Origin of the sequence: Nostoc sp. JL31 (genome assembly GCF_017114965.1) — a bacterium.
Classification (GTDB): domain Bacteria; phylum Cyanobacteriota; class Cyanobacteriia; order Cyanobacteriales; family Nostocaceae; genus Nostoc; species Nostoc punctiforme_A.
Genome location: NZ_JABXKO010000049.1, coordinates 104,602 through 126,107, shown reverse-complemented (window position 1 = coordinate 126,107; position 21,506 = coordinate 104,602). Strand labels below are relative to the sequence as shown.

The following is a 21,506-nucleotide window of genomic DNA, read 5'->3' as shown; positions in this document are numbered from 1 at the left end:
GGTTCTAGCGTTTGTACCTTATTATACTACTGCCAGAGTGACAAAACAGGGATAAAATCAAAAATATCACGTGGTTAGTCCTTTGGGGTGGACGATGGAAGTGGACAGACTTCCATAGCTTGAATCAAGCCGTGTTCAAGGGTGAATCGATGACCCACGTGTTCATCAGCAAGAACTGCTCCATCCAAGTCACGCACGACTTGATGCACATCGACCAAAATGCGCCCGGCCTCCTCCGAGTAAAAGGAAACTGGCTCGACGTGCGGATTGATCTCGCTCCATTGTTCCGTCCAGTAAGCGCGAACTTCTTCAGACCCACGGACAAAACCGCCTTTGAACGCTTTCGGCCAAGCCACGTCTGGAGTCATGAGGGCAAGGGCAGCGTCAATGTCTCGCGCGTTGAAGGCTGCGTAAGCCGCACGGAGCAGTTCGATTTCTGGTGCAGGTTGATCTGACATTTATCGGTATGGTGAAGGAGATGCAGCAAGGACTAATAATTTATTGTACAGAGTTTAGCTGAAGCTTTTTTTTATCGACACTATCATGCCTGATGTCAGGTTTATTTCGAGGATTTCCCGTTTTTAATTCTTCTATTGTAAGGAAGGTTGTTTTATTTTATTATCCCGGTTTTCTGTTCCGTTCGCCACAAACAATGCCATCTCTGCTATTGCAAATCTAATGAGTGCGATCGCACTCATAATTTGCAGTTTAGAAGGTTTTTGGCGCTAACTGTACCGTATTGAATTATCAAGTTCAGTCAAAATCAAGTCTTCTAGTTTGAATATGCTCGTGGTGTTGCGGCATTTGAAGTTCATGACTAATCATTGCTTTGAGCCTCAGTAAATTGCTTGTGAGAAGTATGCCGCAGCTGAAGCCACATAGAAATTCCTGTAAAAAGTAAGATGAACAAGCCGAGAGCATTTAGGTCATGTACTCAGACCCGCGACTGAATTGTTGCACCACTAAATCTTCTTTTTCAAAGACGCTGTACTTTTTATTTTAACCCCGACTGCACGTTCCATAAACTAGCATAAATCCCATTCTTCCCCAACAATTTTTCATGTGTTCCCGACTCAACTAATTTTCCATATTCCATCACATAAATACAATCAGCATTGCGGATAGTGGAAAGACGATGGGCTATGGCTATCGTCGTTCGATTAACAGTAATACGTTCCAAAGAATGCTGAATAGCAGCTTCAGTTTCATTATCTACCGCTGAAGTGGCTTCATCTAATATCAAAATTGGTGGATTCTTTAAAATAGCCCTAGCGATCGCAATTCTTTGGCGTTGTCCACCAGATAATTTTTGACCCCGTTCTCCGACTATTGTCTCATAACCTTGGGGTAGCCGCAGAATAAAATTATCAGCTTCAGCAATTTTCGCAGCTTCGATTATTTGTTCATTGGTAGCATTAAAAGTACCATAGGCGATATTTTCAGCAATAGTACCATGAAATAAGAATACGTCTTGGCTGACCAAGCCGATACTGCGACGCAAATCACCTAGATTTAATTTTTGGATATTAATATTATCAATAGTAATTGTCCCAGAAGAAATATCATATAATCGCAATAATAATTTTACCAAAGTGCTTTTACCAGAACCTGTAGAACCAACAATCGCGATCGTTTTACCTGCGGGGATATGTAAGGATAGTTTTTTAATTACTGGCTCTCTATCTTGATAAGCAAAAGTAACTTCTTTAAAATCAATTTCACCACGAACTTGCTCAATAGGTAAAAATTTGTCTCCCGTAGCAATGTTGATGGGAGTATCTAATAAATTCATTACCCGATTGGTAGAAGCCATTGACCTTTGATATTTGTCAAATATTTCTCCTAATGTTACTAAAGGCCACAATAATCTCTGTAATAAAACGAGTAAAACACTGTAACTACCAATAGATATTTTTCCAGCGTATGTTGCCATACCTCCCCAAAACAATAAAGCTGTGAACCCTGCTAAAACTAACATTCTAATTAAGGGCACAAATGCAGCAGAAAGTTTAATTGCTTTCGTGTTACTTTTTCTATATGCTTCGCTATCTCCTGCCAATCTAGCGCTTTCATAAGCTTCAGCAGTGAAACTTTTAATTGTGGTAATACCACTAATATTATTTGCTAGTCGTGAGTTGAGAAAGCCTACCCTTTCCCGTACCTCAGCGTAGCGATCTTCCAGACGCTTTTGATAAATAAAGGAACCCCAAACAATAAATGGCATTGGTAACATTGCGGCAAAGGTAATGGAGGGGGGTAAAATAAAGAATGCACCACTAGTTAAAATGATCAGTGAAGTGATAATACTTATAATCTCATTGGCTCCATAATTTAAAAAATCTTCTAGCTCGTTGATATCATCATTCAAAATTGACATCAAGCCGCCAGTACTGCTTTCTTCAAAGTAAGCTGAATCTAATTCTTGTACATGATTGTAGGCATTTAAGCGTAAATTATGCTGGATATTTTGGGCTAAATTACGCCAAAGTCTATTATATGCGTACTCAGAAATCGATTCTAGTATCCAGACAATAATAGTGATCAATGAAAGTAGTAAAAATTGCCAAAATATATCTTTTATACCGAATTTGGCAAATACAGAATTTTGCTGTTCTACGAGAATATCTACCGCAATCCCAATTAACCAGGGTGGAGCTAAGTCTAAAATCGTATTGATGATAGAAAATGATGTTGCCTGCAAAATTTGTTGGTGATATTGGCTACCATAGTTGAGCAAACGTTGCAAAGGATGGGCTGAATTTCTCTGATTTTTAGATACTGTAGAAGATTTGGATGTGATTGCCACGACTGTTTATTGTTTGTAGTTAAGTAGGTCGGCGTAAATATTTGTAGTTGGAATAAAGCAGGAGCAGGAGGATTTTAGGCTAGTTAATTTTTCTTCACATAGTTTGATTTTTTTCCCACCGACTTACTTAGATGATTGATGGGAGCGTTGAGGCAAAATACCTAACTGCTGGGCTACTTCTTTGGTGGAAAGATTAAAAATAGACGTTCCATCAAGATAGACTGTACCACCACGGGGTTTAAGCAATCTTGCCAACCCTCTTAACAAGGTTGATTTACCACAACCATTAGCACCAACTAAACCACTAATTTGTCCGGTGGGGATTGCCAAATTTAGGTCACGGATAATCAGCGCACCATCGTAAGCTAAAGACAGACTTTTGGTTGAGAGTCCTTTCATAAGTGAAACCATTTTAGATTTTGGATTTATGAAAACCTGATTTTTGGGTTGATAAAATATTGTTTTTACCAAATTACCAATCCCCAGTCCCTTATTTTTTGCGGTTACGAATTAATAAATAAAGAAAATAAGGAGCGCCAACAGCAGCAGTTACTACCCCACAAGGAAGTTCGATAGGTGCAAACAGCGTTCTTCCTAGCAAGTCTGCCATTACAACAATCACTCCCCCCAAGAGTGCGGAAATAGGAATCAAGCTTTCATGGGTTGCACCTACCAACTGTCGTCCTAAATGGGGTGCGATTAAACCAACAAAACCAATATTTCCAGCTGTGGCGACTCCTGCACCTGCTAAGGCTACACCCACCAGTATGAGTAAACCACGTTGCCATTCCACTTGACTACCTAAACTTTTGGCGATATCATCTCCTAAATTTAAAGCGTTCAAATGCCTTGCTAATGTCAAAGCCATTGGGACAAAAACAATTAACCAAGGTAACAAGGAAAAGACTTGCTCCCAAGTCCGGCCGTAGACGCTCCCAGCTAACCAAACCAAAGCATTACTAACGTCATAAATTTCCCCAAAGGTAATCATCAAGCTGGTTATGGCACTGGCGATCGCAGACAAGCCAACACCCATTAAAATTAATAGAATCGGGGAACTACCGTTATTCCAAGCCAGCGAGTAAATTAAAATCGCCATCAGCAAAGCACCAGCAAAAGCTGAGAGAGGCAAGGTATAAATGGGTGTTGATGGAAACAGTACAATTACTATAACTGCCGCCAGACTCGCCCCAGCATTGATACCGATAATACCGGGGTCAGCCAATGGATTGCGTGTCAACCCTTGGAAAATAGTGCCAGAAATTGCCAGCGCCATTCCTACCATAAAAGCTACAAGAGTGCGGGGTAGACGCAGATTTTGAATCACGAATGGATGGTCTGGGTTTCCCGTATCTAAACCCAATATAGTTTTCACGATATCAAAAGGCGAGATTGGATATTCACCCCGTCCTATATTCATCACCATCGCCATTAGAATCGCTACTGCCAAACATAACAGTATGACTGGTACACGTCGGTCGATGCGGAAAGATATCCCTTGATAACGAATGACTAGCCAATCAACCTTCATTTCTTCACCTTTGACTTAGCCAGGTATACAAAAAAAGGAGCGCCAACGATTGCTGTCATTACACCTACAGGTAATTCCTGTGGTTTGAGCAATATACGGGCGGCAATATCTGCGACCAAGAGTAAAATTGCCCCCAAAACTGCACAATAAGGTAATATCCAACGATAGTCGGCTTTAATGTAAAATCTCACTATATGGGGAACTACTAAACCAATGAAGCCGATTGGCCCTGCAAGAGCAACGGAACTCCCTGCCAGTAAAACTACACTGATAGCGGTAATTATTTTGATCCAAGCTGTCTGTTGACCCAAGCCTTTGGCGACATCTTCACCTAAACTCATAGTGGTAATTTGTCTGCCAAGGGCAAAAGCTATTACTAATCCCATACCGACAAAAGGCAATAATTGTAAGAATAAATTAAAATCTCGACCAGATAATGAACCAGCTAACCAAAATCTAACTTCTTCGAGTGTTTGTTGACTAACAATCAGGATACCGGTGGTAAAGGAAGAAATCAGAGCAGTTAATGCCGCGCCAGCTACCGTTAAATTCAGTGGAGTGGCTCCTCCCCGTCCCAGAGAACCAAGGATGTAAACTAACACTGCTGTGACTCCCGCACCCAGAAAAGCCACAAGAGCGTAAAGACTTAGGGATGAACTGCCAAAAATAAAAATTGCGACAACGACAAAAAGGGCGGCTCCCGACTCAATACCTAAAATACCTGGATCTGCTAGGGGGTTTCGCGTCAAACCCTGCATCAATGCTCCCGATACAGCAAGGGCTGAACCGACAAGGATGGCAATTAGCGATCGCGGTAATCTCACGGTTTGAATGACTAGGTGATCGTAGGAACCATCAAAGGCTATAAAAGATGTCAAAATCTTGCCTAGAGGTATTTCTACTGCACCTAGTGTCACACTGTACACCAAACAAATTAACAGCATACACAGTCCCAACACCAGACCAAATAAGGCTGACATTTGTGGTTTTTTCAATCCTCTAGGTGACAATGTAGCGACTTCTATCATGATCTTGCCATCACTTTAATTAACACTCTCAATATTTAAGAGCTTTTTAATCATTAGAGTTGATAATCTTTCTTGATAAATATATAGATTACACGATCTTGTAGCCTTTCCCCCATTTTTAAAAGGAATAAAGGATACCCTTCTAACTTTGATATAGTTTCTCAACAAAGTGGTATTGTTAGATCAACTTATACCATTTTGGATTTTAGATTTTAGATTTTGGATTGTGAAACATCCATTGGATAAGTGTTTCAGTTTTCCATCTGTCGCAATCATTTTTCAAATTGGTATTAAATCTGACTTGAAAGTAGGGAGTGGGGAGTAGGGAGCAGGAGAGACAAGAGGACAAGGGGACTTGAGTGATAGCTTGCAACAAGTCTTTCCCCAATACCGAGTCCCCAATCCCCAAGCGTTACATCTATAGATGGTGGGTTTATGAACATGGTGGAGATGGCAGCCTGGGAATTTTTCGTACACTCGATTTTGCTCCTGAAGCAAACGGTCAGTTCCAAGGCGTTGCAGGTGATTTCTATGTGGCTGCGATTGAATTTTCCAACCCTGTACGGGCAATGGTATTTACCAGCTATGGTAATGCAAGTCAAGCTGGATCGCCCCACATTAGTGACTAGTTATAGATGTTCGCTAACACAAAGTTGGGTCCTGTGTGGCGCGATCGCTCAGATATTCTTGCTCATCTAGAAGAACGCAAAATATTCTGAGGTCAATAGTCTGCTTCTAGCGCTGGCGATGTCTGCGACGGGCTACGCCTAAGCACCAGACATCGTATGACGGCACTTTCTTTTGACAAGCGATCGCAGTTTCAGCGAGTAATTTAATCTAACATGAGCCTAAATAACACCGCTAATTTTGACTAGTGAACTAGGAGGCAAGATGGAGAACAACACTATAACGTGGTGGATATATGCATTACTTTCGGCTGGCTTTGCAGCATTAACAACTATCTTCGCCAAAATTGGGGTAGAAAATGTAAACTCTAATTTAGCAACAGCAATCCGAACTGTTGTCATCTTAGTAGTTGCTTGGGGAATTGTATTTTTTCAAGGAAATGTAGTTAATATCTTAGCTATTCCCCAAAGAACGATGATTTTTTTATTATTATCTGGAGTATCTACAGGATTATCATGGATTTTTTACTTCCAAGCTTTACAAACAGGAAAAGCTTCCCTTGTTGCACCAATTGATAAATCAAGCTTGGTATTAGTTTTATTGTTTTCGGTTATTTTTCTAGGAGAACCATTAAACTTGAAAATGATATTAGGAAGCAGTTTAGTAGTTATGGGTACTTTAGTTCTAATCCTTTAAGCTCTTAACTAAGACTACAAAGGGAGCAATGCGATTTGGTGAGGTGCTAAAACCTGGGACGGTCGATCAGGTATCTAAATAAGTCATCAATTATTGTATTGATTGCAAAAATATCGCCTTCATGCCAGCGCAATCCGTCAACGAAATAAACTTGATTTCGTTGAACCGCTTTAAGTTGTCGCCACAAAGGTTTTTGTTGGAGCTTTTCTAAACTCTCTTTAGCACTCTTGCTTCCCCAAGATAAGAAGAAGAGAACATCACCGTCAATATCAGACAGACGCTCTTCAGAAATATTTTCTATATAGAAAAAATTCCCCCTTTGTGAGGATGGGCGTTCTAGCCCAATATCATTGAGGACTCTGCCAACAGGACTTTTTTCGCCATAAGACCAAATTCCAGATAATACTTTTGTCGAGGCAACTGAAATCTGCATTTGGTGACGATGGCTACCCAAGGCTTGTTTAAGTTTTTCAATCCGCTGCCAATATTCCTCAATTAATTGATTAACAGCTTCTTCTTTATTTAAGACCTTGCCAAGGTCTACCAAATCTTGCTCCCAACGACGAGTGAGTAAATCGGGATGCCCTATTATGACCGTAGGTGCAATCGTTGATATCTGCTTATAATAAACATTCAGAATGTAAGGATCAGCCAAAATTAGGTCGGGTTTCAGGAGCAAAATCTTTTCGAGGTTTGGTTCATTTACGCTTCCAATTAAATCAACTCCATCTACTTTGTCTCGAAGATATTCTGGAAAAGGCTCACTAGAATCATATCCCGTGGCAATTGGTTTAATCCCCAATGCTAGTGTATCAGCTAAAAAACTTGACCATATCGTTATGACTCGTTGGGGCCGGAGAGGGATACAAGTCTTTCCCATCAAATGTTGCACCTTTCGACAGTTTTGCATTGGCTGTTTCAAGCTTGTAGCACTATAATTCAAATTTCTGCTACAAGCCGAAACAAGTACAAACATCAAAACTCCTAATAATAGTAGATAGATGAAGCGACGTAAAAACATTGAGAATTAATATCAATAGGATAATTGCAACACGTTGTTCAGCCGATTACCAATACAACAGCGAGTTAAAGCTCCCAACGAATAGAGCCGATGATTGTAAAGGGTGCGCCTCTTTCAAGACCTAAAGTGTAACCGTAAGTAGAACTGAAATAGTCCGTATCAAATAGATTACGAATATTGATCGCAGCGTTCAAGCGATCTCTACGGTAGAAAATCGCCGCATCGGTACGCAAGTAATTGGGTAGTTCAACCGAGTTGTCTGAAAGTGCCGCCCGCTCACCCACATAAAAAAGCCCTAAACCAAATCCCAAACCTTTGAGATCACCCTTCTGGATTTCATAGGTTGTCCAGAGGCTAGCTTGATTTTCTGGCACACCCAGCAATTTATTACCTACAGAAATGTCAATATCCTCGGTAACTTCTGCATCTGTATAGGCATAAGAACCGATCACCTTCCATCCTGGTAGAATCTCACCCGTGATATCTAACTCAATCCCTCGACTCCTTTGCTCTCCCACTTGAATCTGGAAATCACGGTTATTTTGATCCTGTATTGTAACATTCGTCTTGGTGATTTGATAGGCTGCCAATGTTGTTGAAAGCTTTCCGTCTAGAAAGTCAGTTTTAATGCCTGCTTCATATTGGGTTCCTTTGGTCGGTTCAAAGGCTCTACCATCAGGATTGAATCCAGAGGTAGGAAGAAAAGATTGACTATAGCTGGTGTAGAGAGAAACTGATTTGCTCGGCTGATACACCAACCCAACTCGGGGGCTGAAAGCACTATCATTCTGTTCGGGAGAATCAATTCCGCTATTTGTCTGATTTTGTGAAACCCAATCTAAGCGCCCCCCAACCAATAGCTTCAGATTGTCTAAAATACTGATTTGATCTTGAAGGTAAGCGCCGTAAGATTGGGTAGATGAATCGAAATTATAATTTGGAATATATACGGGGTTTGAAATGTTGTAATCTGGGTTGAAGATATCTAGATTAGGAAGAGCAGAATCGGAAATCGTAGACTCAAAAATCTGAACATTGCGATTGAAATCAAAACCCACTAAGAGTTGGTGCGAAATCGATCCCGTCTTAAACTTTCCAAGCAAGTCGATCTGTCCAAAATAGTTATCTATTGAGTATCGACGTCTTTCAGCGCTAATATCTATTAGCGAACTATCGTCTACTATATCTAATCCTCCAGCAAATGCGTCTCTAGTTCTAGTAGTAGCCACCGCAAAATTGTTACGAATCTGCCAGTTGTCGCTCAACTTTTGATTCAGGGTGTAGCCAAATTTTTGAGTCTTGGCATCAATAAAGGTTAAATCAGGATAGCCGAGAAAGAGACTCCGAGGCAGGAAGCTACCATCGCTGAAAAACCAACTGCCAGACTGATTCGGATATCCATTATAGTTAGTGTATTCATAGTATAGATTCAGGTCTGTCCTATCCCCCAATTTGAGAGTGATTGAGGGTGCGATCGTGGTTATATCTGTGTGGACGAAATCTTGAAATCCGCTCGAATCTTGATAGCTCGCAATAAAGCGATAGAGTACAGTTTTATCAGTATTTAATGGCCCTGAAAAATCGATGCTGGGTTGATAATATCCAAAATTTCCTGCCTCAAATCCAAGACTGTAGTAGGGTTCACTCAAAGGTTGTTTGGTGGTAACGTTGACGATTCCACCCGGTTCTACAGCTCCAAATAGAACTGAGGCAGGGCCTTTGAGAACTTCTACTTGTTCGATCGTCCCAATGCCTGTCAGCGAAAAGCTATCATTTGTATCTCGATAGCCATTGCGGAAATTTCCGGTCTGCACAAATCCTCTGATGACTCTGCCTCCTGAAGGCGCACCGAAGTTGGTTCCTCCATCAACAACGCCACTGACCGTTTCCACTGCCTCTTTTAAACTTCTTACCTTGCGATCTTCCAGCACCTGTCGCGGCACCACCTGAATCGATTGGGGAATATCGCGCAATGGTGTGTCGGTTTTAGTCGCAGTTGACGTTTCTGGTACGTTATACCTATCTTGATCCCCCGTCACTAACAACTCAATCGGCTCATCCTGCTGTGCTGTTGGTTCTTGCTGCGGTGTCTCGCTTGCTGGCTTTTGTTGATCTTGTGGTGTTTGGGGTTGCTGCGGTGGAGAAGTTGCTATAGCCGCAGAATTTATACCAAATACCAGCCCTGTATTATCATCAAATAACTCAACTGTGGGTAACTTTTTCTCACCCACCACCGTCACTCGGACAGTATTCGCATCGATATTTGTAACTGTTATCTCAGTAATTTCTGCAAGGGGTTTTTCGGAACGAAATGTAAAAGCTTCTCCCGATGCTAAACGCAACTGTGCGCCAGGTATATCTGCAATAAAATTATTGCCCGTACTGCGATTTGTAACTTGTAGTTGTTCCCCACGAGTCGTCTCTAAAATCAACTCCACACCTTTGTTTGTGGGATTGGCTTTAACTCCCATAATTGGTACAACTTGATCCCCACTTCTTTGTTCTGGATTTGGAGGGTTGGTTGGTGTTGGTGTCTGCACTAGCATTTGAGCGCTAGTTGCGGGAAATTCGATTTCGCTGAGTTGGGAAATGTTTTTACTTGCTTTACCAGATGCTGTTTGCGGTGAAGTAGATTTCCCTATCACTTGGGTAAAAGATTCGCCTTGAACATCTTCTTGTACTTCCTCGCCTTTAGCAGGAGCGCTGAGACAAACAAAAACCATACCTGTCAGCAGCAGGCTTTGAAACAATTTATCTAACTTCATTTATCCGCTTACACTCAATCACACTACTTGGTTGTACCTGAAGATACAATGACGATCTCTGAAAAAAATTGTCATTTAAGTTGAAATTATTTGAATCATATTATGAAGCGATGCAAGACACAAGATAATTAATAGTTTTTTTCATTTAGCTATGGATACTCAACAATAAAATCTTATGAAGCAGCTTATTTGCTTGATATACAATCAGAGATTGTATTCAATACTTACTACTCGGATTTTGCATTTTGAACTCATAATTCGGTTTGGGGAAAAGGTTACTGGGTTTGGGTTAAAGGTTTTTATTTCCCTTTCGCCCAAAACCCGACAAGTATTGAGATTGTATCTCCTAGCTAAAACTACTTTTTTGTCTTGAAAACAGGGATTGGTGACTAGGAATTAGGGATGAGGACAAGTTAATTTTCATCGGGTGGTTGCAGGCGATCGCTCGTGGAGTTTTAACTTGAAAATGGGGCATTGGTCATTTTCCCTTTGTCAGGGAATATTGATTTTTCCAGAATTGACTGTCTTCAGATGAAGTTTGTAGATTTATCATCTATCTACAGATATAAACAAAGTATTATATGTAAAACTTATACAAAGGGATTTGTTGATACTAACTTTCTATACTTTCTCTATTGCTAAAGCAACTCATTCTCGTTAGTCTAATCGAAGACAAATAAAAATTAATTGCAATAAGCTAGAGATTGCTCCCAGAAAATCACTAATTAGGATTTAGACAATTTTAAGTAATTGGCTGAATTAATTAACGATTTGCTCTTTATTTTCTCTACAGGACTTACGCAAAATCATGAAAAAACGAACCGCATACTCCTACGGAGAAGCAAGCTACGCGCAGTGTCTCGTAAGAGTTGGACGCATAGACACGAAATGGCTTCCCGAAGGGCAGGACACAAAGGAATAAGAGTTTCAGAGAGCTTTTGCGTAAGTCCTACTCTAGTCAGAGCGAGAAAAAGAGTATCAGGGTTGTATCTAGTTGAAAATCAAAATGAATCAATATTCTCATTGTGTTCTTGAAGTTTCTGGCAGTAGTTCTACATTTGTTGATTTACTGCGCTTAAGAAGCTCTATCCAGCCAAATAGAGATGCTTTTACCTTCTTGCTGGATGGAGAAACAGAACAAACAACGCTAACCTATCAAGAATTGGATAGGCGATCGCGTCGAATAGCTGCTCAGTTACAAGCATTGGGTTTGACTGGAGAACGCGCCTTACTACTTTATCCAGGCGGACTAGATTTTTTGGTTGCTTTTTTCGGTTGTTTATATGCGGGAGTTGTGGCTGTAACGGCATATCCCCCTAGAAATGAGCGCAACACACCGAGAATAAAAGCTATTTCTATAGATGCACAAGCAGCGATCGCTCTCACTACAACAGAAATCCTGCCTACAGTGCGGTCTTTAATGTCACAAAAGACTGACTTAGAATCCTTGCAGTGGCTAACTACAGATAATCTTGCTCTAGGAATAGAAGATGCTTGGCAAGAACCCTCTATTGATCGAGATACCTTAGCTTTTCTGCAATACACCTCTGGTTCTACAGGAACACCAAAGGGTGTAATGATTAGTCATGGAAACCTACTGCACAACGCTGACACAACTTACCAATTTATGGAGCATTCTCCAGAAAGTAAGTTCGTGACGTGGTTGCCGATGTACCACGATATGGGTCTGATTGGAGGAATATTGCAACCCTTGTATGGGGGTTTTCCTTGCATCATCATGCCTCCAACTTCCTTTCTCCAACATCCTTATCGTTGGTTACAAGCTATTTCTCACTACAAAGGGACAACCAGTGGTGGCCCGAATTTTGCCTATGAGTTATGTACTCAGAAAATTACTCCTGAACAAAAAGAGACTCTTGACTTGAGTAGTTGGAGTGTAGCATTTAACGGCGCGGAACCGATTCGGGATGACACTTTAGAGCGGTTTGCAGCAGCTTTTGCCGGTTGTGGCTTCCGTAAAGAGGCATTCTACCCTTGTTACGGAATGGCTGAAACAACTCTGATGGTTTCTGGTGTGCAGAAGGCAACATCACCGATTATCAAGACAGTCCAAAAGTCTGCACTAGAATCTAATCGGGTAGTTGAATCATCTGTTAAAGATGAAGATGTTTATCATTTCGTCAGTTGTGGTCGAGTCATACCACAACTGGAAGTGGCGATCGCTAATCCCGAAACCCTCAGTAGTTGTAAACCTGATGAAATTGGGGAAATTTGGGTATCGGGGCCGAGTGTTGGCCAAGGTTATTGGAATCGCGATCGAGAGACAGCAGAAACTTTCCATGCTTATTTATCAGATACAGGTGTAGGCCCTTTTCTGCGGACGGGAGATTTAGGTTTTTTACAAAATAACGAGCTTTTCATTACAGGTAGAGCCAAAGATTTAATTATTATTCGCGGTAGAAATCTTTACCCACAGGATATAGAATTAACCGCAGAACGCAGTCATCCATCTTTAAATTCCGGAGCTAGCGCAGCATTTACAGTCGAGGTTGACAACGAAGAACGGGTGGTAATCGTCCAAGAGTTGAAGTTTCGCGCCAAGCCAAATTTAGCAGAGGTTATATCTGCAATTCGCCAAGCTGTGACTGAAGAACACGAAGTACAAGTTTATGCTGTGGTTTTGATCAAACCAGGTAGTATTGCCAAAACTTCCAGTGGTAAGATTCAACGTCGTGCAACTCGCGCTCAGTTTCAGAATGGTGAATTGAATATTATTCTCAGTAACATTCTCAAAATTAGTAATATTGTCAGAGAGGAAACTCGATTACAGCGTTCCGAACTTTTGGCACTTCCTCCAAGGGAATGTCAACGGCTTTTAGAAATCTATCTGATTGAACAGGAAGCGAGAGTACTGGCGATCGCACCAGATGATATCAGTCCTGATGAACCATTAAGCGCTCTGGGGCTTGATTCTTTAAAAGTATTTGAGTTGAAAAACCGAGTTGAGGTTGATTTAGAAGTAGAAGTATCAGTAGCAGACTTCTTTGAAGGGATGAGTACGCGATCGCTAGCTACAAAAATCCTCGCTCAACTGACAACAGATGCACTACCCTTAATATCCCTTACCAAACAAGAGAAAAATACATCCATTCAGCCTCTATCTTTTGACCAGCAGGGATTATGGTTTATCAATCAGCTAACTCCCGATAGTCCTACATATAACATTCCTATAGTTATTAGCTTAAAGGGCTGCATTAATTTAGCAATTTTACAAGATAGTCTTAACGAAATTATTAGACGACACGAAGTATTACGGACAAGCTTTACAGTAGTTGATGGACAACCAGTCCAAGTTATAAATCAAGCGCCACCTTTAATTTTGGCGGTTGAAGATTTGCGTTCACTCCCAGAAGAGGAACACCTTCAAGAAGCACAACGTTTGGCTACAGAATTTGCACAGCAGCCATTTGATTTATCTGCTCAATCGCTTTTGCGTGCTAAAATTTTGCAATTAAGTGAGAAAAATTATCATTTAATTATCACTCTGCATCATATAATTGCAGATGGTTGGTCTATCGGTATTCTGATCAAAGAAATAGCTGTATTATATGAAGCATTCTCCACAGGCGAACTCCCAGCACTTCCTGAATTACCCATTCAGTATCGGGATTTTGTCAATTGGCAACGAAAATGGCTTGATTTTGAGCGTATTCAATCTTTATTGACTTATTGGAAACAAAAGTTGCAGGGTGAGCTACCTATACTAAATTTACCAACTGATCGTCCGCGTAGAAGCTTTATTTCTGATCGTCAAAAATTCAAAGGCGCTCAAGGGAAATTAGTTCTTTCTCAAACTCTGACAAAAGAGCTAAAGAATTTGAGCCGTCATTCGGGAGTAACTCTGTTTATGACCTTGCTTACAGCCTTCAAAACCTTGCTGTATCGCTACACAGGTCAGACTGATATTGTAGTAGGTTCGCCAATTGCCAGTCGTAACAGAGCAGAAATTGAGTCATTAATTGGATTCTTTGTCAATGTTTTGGTGTTGCGTACAGACCTTTCTGGCGATTTGAGTTTTCAGGAGTTACTAGCGCAGGTAAAGTCAACAGCTTTAGAGGCATACATTCATCAAGACTTACCTTTTGAAAAATTAGTAGAAGAAATACAGCCAAATAGAGACTTGAGTTACAATCCACTATTTCAAGTAATGTTCGTTCTCCAGAATGTGCCAATATCAAATCCTAGACTCTCAGATGTCTCTGTTACTTGTCAGGAGGGTTATAACGGGACATCAAAATTTGATTTGACATTATTTATGGAGGATGACGAGCAAGGGTTGGTTGCAACTTGTGAGTACAACACAGATTTATTTAATGCAGATACTATCGCTCGGATGCTAGTACATTTCCAGACGTTATTAGAAAGTATAGTTAGCAATCCCGAACAACGGATTTCAGACTTGCAACTCCTGACACCATCTGAAGTACAGCAGTTATTGGTTGAGTGGAATAATACCGAGACAAATTATCCACAAGATAAATGTATTCATCAACTATTTGAAGCACAGGTAGAGAAAACACCATCTAATATTGCTGTTATTTTTGAAAACCAAAAATTAACCTACCAGGAGTTAAATGACCAAGCGAATCAACTAGCACACTACTTACAAAAACTAGAGGTGAAGCCAGAAGTAATTGTAGGTGTCTGCATGAAGCGCAGTCCAGAAATGCTGATTGCATTGTTGGCTATTTTAAAAGCTGGCGGGGCTTATGTACCACTAGATCCAGCCTATCCCCAGGAACGCTTAAGTTTCATGGTAGAAGACAGTCAGACCAAGGTACTGCTGACTCAAAGCCATCTAGTTGAATTGTTTGCTAAATCGAATGTGCATATTGTCTGCATCGATAGAGATTCACAATTACTTAGCCAACACAGTAGAGAAAATCTGTTTAGTGAAGTAAAATCCAATAACTTAGCTTATGTCATCTATACTTCTGGTTCTACTGGTGTACCAAAAGGTGTTGCGATCGCTCATCAAAGTTGTGTTGCTTTCTTAACATGGTCAAGAGAACTTTTTACAGATGATGACCTTGCTGGAGTTTTAGCATCAACCTCTATTTGCTTTGATTTGTCAGTATTTGAACTGTTTGTTCCCCTCAGTTGGGGTGGTAAAGTAATTCTTGTAGAGAATGCTTTACACTTACCCTCGTTGGTTGCGGAGGTAAGCTTGGTTAATACAGTCCCAAGCATCATTTCAGAATTACTGCAAGTAGATGGTTTACTTCCTTCAGTCAGGACGGTTAATCTTGCTGGCGAACCACTACAAAATCAACTTGTGCAGCAGATTTATCAAAACGATCGTATTCAGAAAGTTTTTAATCTTTATGGACCATCTGAAGATACGACCTATTCCACATTTACTCAAGTAAATAAAGGAGATAGCAACGTAACTATCGGCCGTCCTATTGCCAATACACAAATTTATTTACTTGATACTAAGTTACAACCAGTACCAATCGGTGTTCCAGGAGAAATTTACATTGGTGGTGCGGGTTTAGCTAGAGGTTATTTAAACCGACCAGAGTTAACAAAGGAGCGGTTTATATCTAATCCGCTTAATAATAAACTTGAATCATGGCTATATAAAACTGGAGATTTAGCTCGTTATTTACCAGATGGAAATTTAGAGTATTTGGGGCGAATTGATCATCAGGTTAAAATTAGAGGATTTCGGATTGAGTTGGGTGAAATTGAGAATGCCTTACTCAAACATCCAGCAGTGCAGAAAATTGTAGTTTTGGCGCGAGAAGATAAACCACGTGTTCAACAATTGGTAGCTTATATTGTTCTTTTACCAGACCAAATGCTTACAACTAGTGAACTGCGAAGCTATCTCAAAGAACTGTTACCGGCATATATGGTTCCTGGTGTTTTTATCTTCCTAGACACTTTACCACTTTTGCCTAACGGAAAAGTAAACCGTCGTGCTTTACCTGTACCAGAAGACTTACGTCCAGCATTGACGACTACTTATCAAGTACCCCAGTCGGAAATGGAACAGCAGATAGCAAAACTTTGGCAAGAGGTGCTACATCTCGAACGAGTAGGTATTCATGATAATTTCTTTGACCTTGGTGGGCATTCACTACTAATGATTCAGGTTAATCATAAACTGCAAGTAAATTTGCAGCGAAATATATCAGTTGTAGAAATGTTTCAGAACCCGACTATTTACTCACTGGCGCAATATTTAAGTCAACAGCGACAGCTTTCTTTTACAGGGACGCGCGATCGCGCGAATAAGCAAATTGAGGCTATAAATCGCCAAAAACAACAATTGAGTAAGCAAGGTAAAAAGATTTATGATTAGCACTATACATAATGATGCTGTAGAAGGCATTGCCATTATTGGAATGGCAGGACGTTTTCCCGGTGCTAAAAATATTGATGAATTTTGGCAGAATTTACAATCTGGTGTAGAGTCAATTTCTATCTTCACAAATGAAGAGATATTATCTGACGGTATAGATTCCGTTACACTCAGCGATCGCAATTATGTAAAGTCTAGTGCCATATTAGAAAATATCGATTTATTTGACGCTGCATTTTTTAGTTTTAATGCCAAAGAAGCAGAAGTTACTAACCCCCAAAACCGGATTTTTTTAGAGTGTGCTTGGGAAGCATTAGAAAATGCTGGCTATGATTCCAATAGGTATGATAGTCGGATCGGAGTTTATGCTGGTGCTAGCCTAAATAACTATTATTCATTAGATTTAAACCGCGATCCTATAGGATCGGCGCAATGCTATCAAACATTAATTGGTAATGATAAAGATTTTCTGACTACCCGTGTTTCTTACAAATTAAATCTCACTGGCCCAAGTATTACAGTACAAACAGCTTGCTCTACCTCATTAGTTGCAACAACACTTGCTTGCCAAAGTTTGTTGAATTATCAATGTGATATGGCTTTAGCTGGCGGGGTTTCTATCCACGTACCCCAGAAAGCAGGTTATTTGCATGAACCGGGAGGCACACTGTCTCCTGATGGTCATTGTCGTGCTTTTGATGCCAAAGCACAGGGAACAACTATTGGTAATGGTGTAGGAGTTGTTGTCCTCAAACGATTGAGCGATGCTCTAGCAGATGGTGATTGTATCCATGCTGTAATTAGAGGTTCAGCCATCAATAACGATGGTTCTGGTAAAGTTGGCTACACAGCGCCTAGCGTCAATGGTCAAGCAGAAGTGATTGCCGAGGCAATGATGCTGGCGGGAGTTGAGCCTGAGACAATCAACTATATTGAAGCTCATGGCACTGGTACAGCTTTAGGCGATCCGATTGAGATTGCCGCCCTCTCTCAAGCTTTTTGTCGCAGTACCAACAAAAAAGGCTTCTGTGCCGTCGGTTCAGTGAAAACAAACATTGGTCATCTAGATGCAGCAGCTGGGATTGCCGGACTGATTAAAACAGTTTTAGCCCTAAAACACAAGCAGATACCAGCAAGCTTAAATTTTGAGCAGCCAAATCCCCAGATAGATTTTGCCAACAGCCCCTTTTATATCAATGCAAAGCTAGCAGAATGGAAAACAGGAAGTACTCCTCGTCGTGCTGGTGTGAGTTCCTTGGGTATAGGTGGGACTAATGCTCATGTCATTCTAGAAGAAGCACCAGTACAAGTCAAAAGTCAAAAGTCAAAAGGCAAAAGTAAATATTTGCTGTGTCTATCGGCTAAAACTAGCTCTGCCTTGGAGACAGCAACAGTAAATTTGGCTAATTATCTCAAAGCGCATCCCAATGTAAACTTAGCGGATGTTGCCTATACCCTGCAAGTGGGGCGTGCTGAGTTCAATCATCGTCGCGTGCTGGTGTGCCAAGATATCGAGGATGCAGTCTTACAAGATCCAGAAAGAGTTTTCACTCGCTTAGTTGAAAGTGGCGTTCACGTTGGCGCAGCCTCTCGTAGAGAAGTGACTCCTGCGGAGTATCGCCCCATTGTCTTCATGTTTCCTGGACAAGGCGCTCAATATGTAGATATGGGTAAAGAACTTTACCAAACTGAGCCGATTTTTCAACAACAGGTTGATTTATGTTGTAAATTGCTGCAACCCCATCTTGGGTTGGATTTGCAATCGCTGATTTATCCCAACGAATCTGAGTCAAAAGCCGCAGCAGAAAGACTGCAAAAAACTAATATCACTCAGCCTGCATTATTTGTCATAGAATATGCTCTGGCTAAATTATGGATGTCCTGGGGCATTTCTCCCCAAATGATGATTGGTCATAGCATAGGAGAATATGTAGCAGCTTGCCTTGCTGGTGTATTTTCCCTGGAAGATGCTTTGGCAATAGTAGCTATCCGTGGACGACTGATGCAACAACTTCCAACTGGTGCTATGCTTTCGGTTTCACAAACAGAAGCAGAGATTAAAACTTTACTAAATGAAAATTTAAATTTATCTTTAGCCGCCAGCAATGCTCCTGGTTTGTGCGTAGTTTCAGGAACCCATAATGCTGTAGATACGATTCATGAGCAACTTACAGCATTAGGTGTAGAGTGTCGCCGTTTGCATACTTCCCACGCTTTTCATTCTGCGATGATGGAACCGATCGTTGAGCCATTCATCAAAGAAGTTAAAAAAGTCAAACTAAATCCGCCGCAGATTCCTTTTATCTCTAACGTCACAGGAGCCTGGATAACAGCAGAGGAAGCCACAGATCCCGATTACTGGGCAAGACATTTACGCCAAACAGTACAGTTTGCAGCAGGCATCTCTGCATTGCAGCAAGAGGCAAATTGCATCATGCTAGAAGTGGGGCCAGGAAGCAGCTTGTGTACTTTTGTTAAAAAGCATTCAGATACTCCAGCACTTTGTTCATTACGACATCCTCAAGAAAAACAGTCAGATATAGCATTTTTACTGAACACACTAGGCAAACTCTGGTTATATGGAGTACAGCCAAATTGGTCAGAATTTTACGCCCACGAACACCGTCATCGTCTCCCACTACCAACATATCCCTTTGAGCGGCAGAGTTACTGGATTGAAGACTATAAACAGAGACAGGATAACAGTGCTAAACCTGTTTCATTTGGCAAAAAGCCAGATATTGCCGATTGGTTCTACTTACCTTTGTGGAAACAATCTGTACCTGCTGTACTGTTGAACCAGAAGGAATTGGTAACTCAGAAATCTTGCACTCTTGTGTTTCTTGATGAGTGCGGTTTGGCAGAAGAACTGGTAAAACAACTTCAGCTTAATGGTCAGGATGTAATTATAGTGAAGGCGGGGTCAAAGTTTACTAAGTTGAATGAGCGTGCATATAGCCTTAATCCTAGACAACGTGATGACTATGATGCCCTGCTCAATGAACTAGTAGCACAAGACAAGATCCCAAAAACGATTGTTCATTTATGGAGTGTGACTTCTGTTAGTCAGATTGAATCTGGACTCGCAGGAGTTGATAAAGTCCAAGAAAAAGGTTTTTATAGTCTGCTGTTTTTAGCTCAAGCACTTGGAAAACAGCGGATCGCAGATGAGCTTCAAATAACGGTCATTTCCAACAATATACACTCAGTCACTGGAGAAGAAGCACTATGCCCAGAAAAGGCGACTGTACTGGGAGCTGTTAAGATCGTTCCCCAAGAATATCCAAATATCAGCTGTCGTAGCATTGATGTTGTGATTCCAAGGGAAGTAAGTTGGCAAGAGGAGAAACTTGTAAATCAGCTGCTGAATGAGCTACAAATACAATCCTCCGATATAGTTGTTGCCTACCGTGGTTTTCATCGCTGGGTGCAAACCTTTGAAGCAGTCCGATTGGAAGAAGCAGAGGGAGAAACATCGCGATTAAGGCAAGGAGGAGTGTATTTAATCACAGGTGGACTCGGAGGCATTGGACTTGCTCTAGCGTCACACCTGGCGAAAGCGGTACAAGCCAAACTAGTTTTGATCGGGCGTTCAGCTTTTCCTCCTAGACAAGAGTGGGAACAATGGCTAGCTACTAACGATCGCCAAGATAATATCAGTCGTAAAATTTTGAAAGTAAAGGAACTTGAAGAACTAGGTGCAGAAGTTTTAGTACTGAACGCTGATGTGGCTAACCTAGAACAGATGCAAGAAGCGATTGCAACAGTCCAGAAACAGTTTGGCCAAATCAATGGTGTTCTTCATTGTGCAGGAATTGCTGATTATGCGGGTGTGATTTCTCGAAGAACGCGAGAGATGACAGAAAATATTATGGCCCCTAAAGTCAAGGGTACACTAGTATTAGATAGCCTTTTGAAAGATGTTAAGTTAGATTTTTTAATTCTTTGTTCATCTCTTAGTTCAATTATTTATAGAAAGAAATTTAGTGAAGTTGGCTATTGTGCTGCCAATGAGTTTCTTGACGCTTTTGCTTATCATAAAACCAATCGATCTCGTACATTCACAGTTTCTATTAACTGGACTGACTGGCAAGATGTTGGGATGTCAGTAGAGGCGGTGAAGCGATTAGCTAACAAACAAGATATTTCTGATGCTAAATCCCTATTAATGGATGCTTTATTACCTTCAGAAGGGATAAAAGTCTTTAGACATATTCTCAACAGCAGAGTCCCTAGAGTTGCAGTATCAACTGAAGATTTGACAACTGTGATTGAGCGCGATCGCAATTTTAATCCCCAAGCTCTTTTGGAATCTTTAGGCAAGAATAACCAGTCGAAATCGGTACATCAACGGCCTCAGTTGAGTAATGCCTATTTTGCTCCGAGAAATAAAACTGAGCAAACAATTGCAGATATTTGGCAAAAACTACTTGGTATTGATTTAGTAGGTATCCACGATAACTTCTTTGAACTCGGTGGCGACTCTCTAATAGGTGTTCAAGTTATTTCGCAATTAAGTAAAGAATTGCATATAGAAATTCCTGTAGTCAGTCTTTATGAAAGTCCAACAGTCAGTTCTTTGAGCAAAGCTTTAAATATGGAACAGACTGAAAAACCTATGGAAGAAAGGAGCGGACGGGGACAAAGACGAAGAGAAAAAAGAATGCAACAGAAGAGCGCTCTATAAAAAAATTAATAAAA

At 40.8% G+C, this 21,506-nt stretch carries 10 protein-coding genes and 2 pseudogenes; 4 read left to right on the top strand and 8 right to left on the bottom strand.

The window, feature by feature from the left end; genetic code table 11:
• Positions 1–74: 74 nt before the first annotated feature.
• From HWQ43_RS12890 to HWQ43_RS12870, 5 genes and pseudogenes are all read right to left on the bottom strand, one after another.
• Positions 75–458, bottom strand: a complete 384-nt coding sequence (locus tag HWQ43_RS12890; RefSeq protein WP_292733873.1) for a nuclear transport factor 2 family protein — start codon at positions 456–458, stop codon at positions 75–77.
• Between the two features lie 536 nt (positions 459–994).
• Positions 995–2,806: an ABC transporter ATP-binding protein gene (locus HWQ43_RS12885; RefSeq protein ID WP_292733869.1), complete on the bottom strand. Its 1,812-nt coding sequence runs from the start codon at positions 2,804–2,806 to the stop codon at positions 995–997.
• A gap of 147 nt (positions 2,807–2,953) precedes the next feature.
• Positions 2,954–3,205, bottom strand: a pseudogene (locus HWQ43_RS12880) (ABC transporter ATP-binding protein); the annotation flags it as partial.
• Between the two features lie 91 nt (positions 3,206–3,296).
• The gene (locus HWQ43_RS12875; RefSeq protein ID WP_292733867.1) at positions 3,297–4,337 is read right to left on the bottom strand and encodes an iron ABC transporter permease; all 1,041 of its coding nucleotides are present in this window, start codon (positions 4,335–4,337) and stop codon (positions 3,297–3,299) included.
• Complete coding sequence (locus HWQ43_RS12870; RefSeq protein WP_292733864.1) at positions 4,334–5,365, bottom strand: iron ABC transporter permease; 1,032 nt, start codon at positions 5,363–5,365, stop codon at positions 4,334–4,336. The genes HWQ43_RS12875 and HWQ43_RS12870 overlap by 4 nt, the downstream gene beginning before the upstream one ends.
• A gap of 440 nt (positions 5,366–5,805) precedes the next feature.
• Here HWQ43_RS12870 and HWQ43_RS12865 point away from each other — a divergent pair.
• Together HWQ43_RS12865 and HWQ43_RS12860 are read left to right on the top strand one after the other, a co-directional pair.
• Positions 5,806–6,084 (top strand): annotated as a pseudogene (locus tag HWQ43_RS12865) (penicillin acylase family protein); the annotation flags it as partial.
• A 172-nt stretch (positions 6,085–6,256) separates the two neighbouring features.
• Complete coding sequence (locus tag HWQ43_RS12860; protein WP_292733861.1) at positions 6,257–6,688, top strand: EamA family transporter; 432 nt, start codon at positions 6,257–6,259, stop codon at positions 6,686–6,688.
• Between the two features lie 46 nt (positions 6,689–6,734).
• Here HWQ43_RS12860 and HWQ43_RS12855 read toward each other — a convergent pair whose 3' ends face one another.
• The 3 genes from HWQ43_RS12855 to HWQ43_RS12845 form a co-directional block, all read right to left on the bottom strand.
• Positions 6,735–7,598, bottom strand: a complete 864-nt coding sequence (locus tag HWQ43_RS12855) for an iron-siderophore ABC transporter substrate-binding protein (RefSeq protein WP_292733858.1) — start codon at positions 7,596–7,598, stop codon at positions 6,735–6,737.
• Between the two features lie 176 nt (positions 7,599–7,774).
• The gene (locus HWQ43_RS12850; RefSeq protein WP_292733855.1) at positions 7,775–10,474 is read right to left on the bottom strand and encodes a TonB-dependent siderophore receptor; all 2,700 of its coding nucleotides are present in this window, start codon (positions 10,472–10,474) and stop codon (positions 7,775–7,777) included.
• 346 nt (positions 10,475–10,820) lie between these two features.
• Positions 10,821–10,949, bottom strand: a complete 129-nt coding sequence (locus HWQ43_RS12845) for a hypothetical protein (protein WP_292733852.1) — start codon at positions 10,947–10,949, stop codon at positions 10,821–10,823.
• Between the two features lie 531 nt (positions 10,950–11,480).
• Between HWQ43_RS12845 and HWQ43_RS12840 the strand changes: the two genes are divergently transcribed.
• Both HWQ43_RS12840 and HWQ43_RS12835 read left to right on the top strand, forming a co-directional pair.
• Entirely contained in the window at positions 11,481–16,805 is a 5,325-nt protein-coding gene (locus HWQ43_RS12840) for a non-ribosomal peptide synthetase (protein WP_292733850.1), read from the top strand.
• On the top strand, positions 16,798–21,492 hold the full coding sequence (locus tag HWQ43_RS12835) for a type I polyketide synthase (RefSeq protein WP_292733847.1): 4,695 nt from the start codon (positions 16,798–16,800) through the stop codon (positions 21,490–21,492). The genes HWQ43_RS12840 and HWQ43_RS12835 overlap by 8 nt, the downstream gene beginning before the upstream one ends.
• The last annotated feature ends 14 nt before the right edge of the window (positions 21,493–21,506 follow it).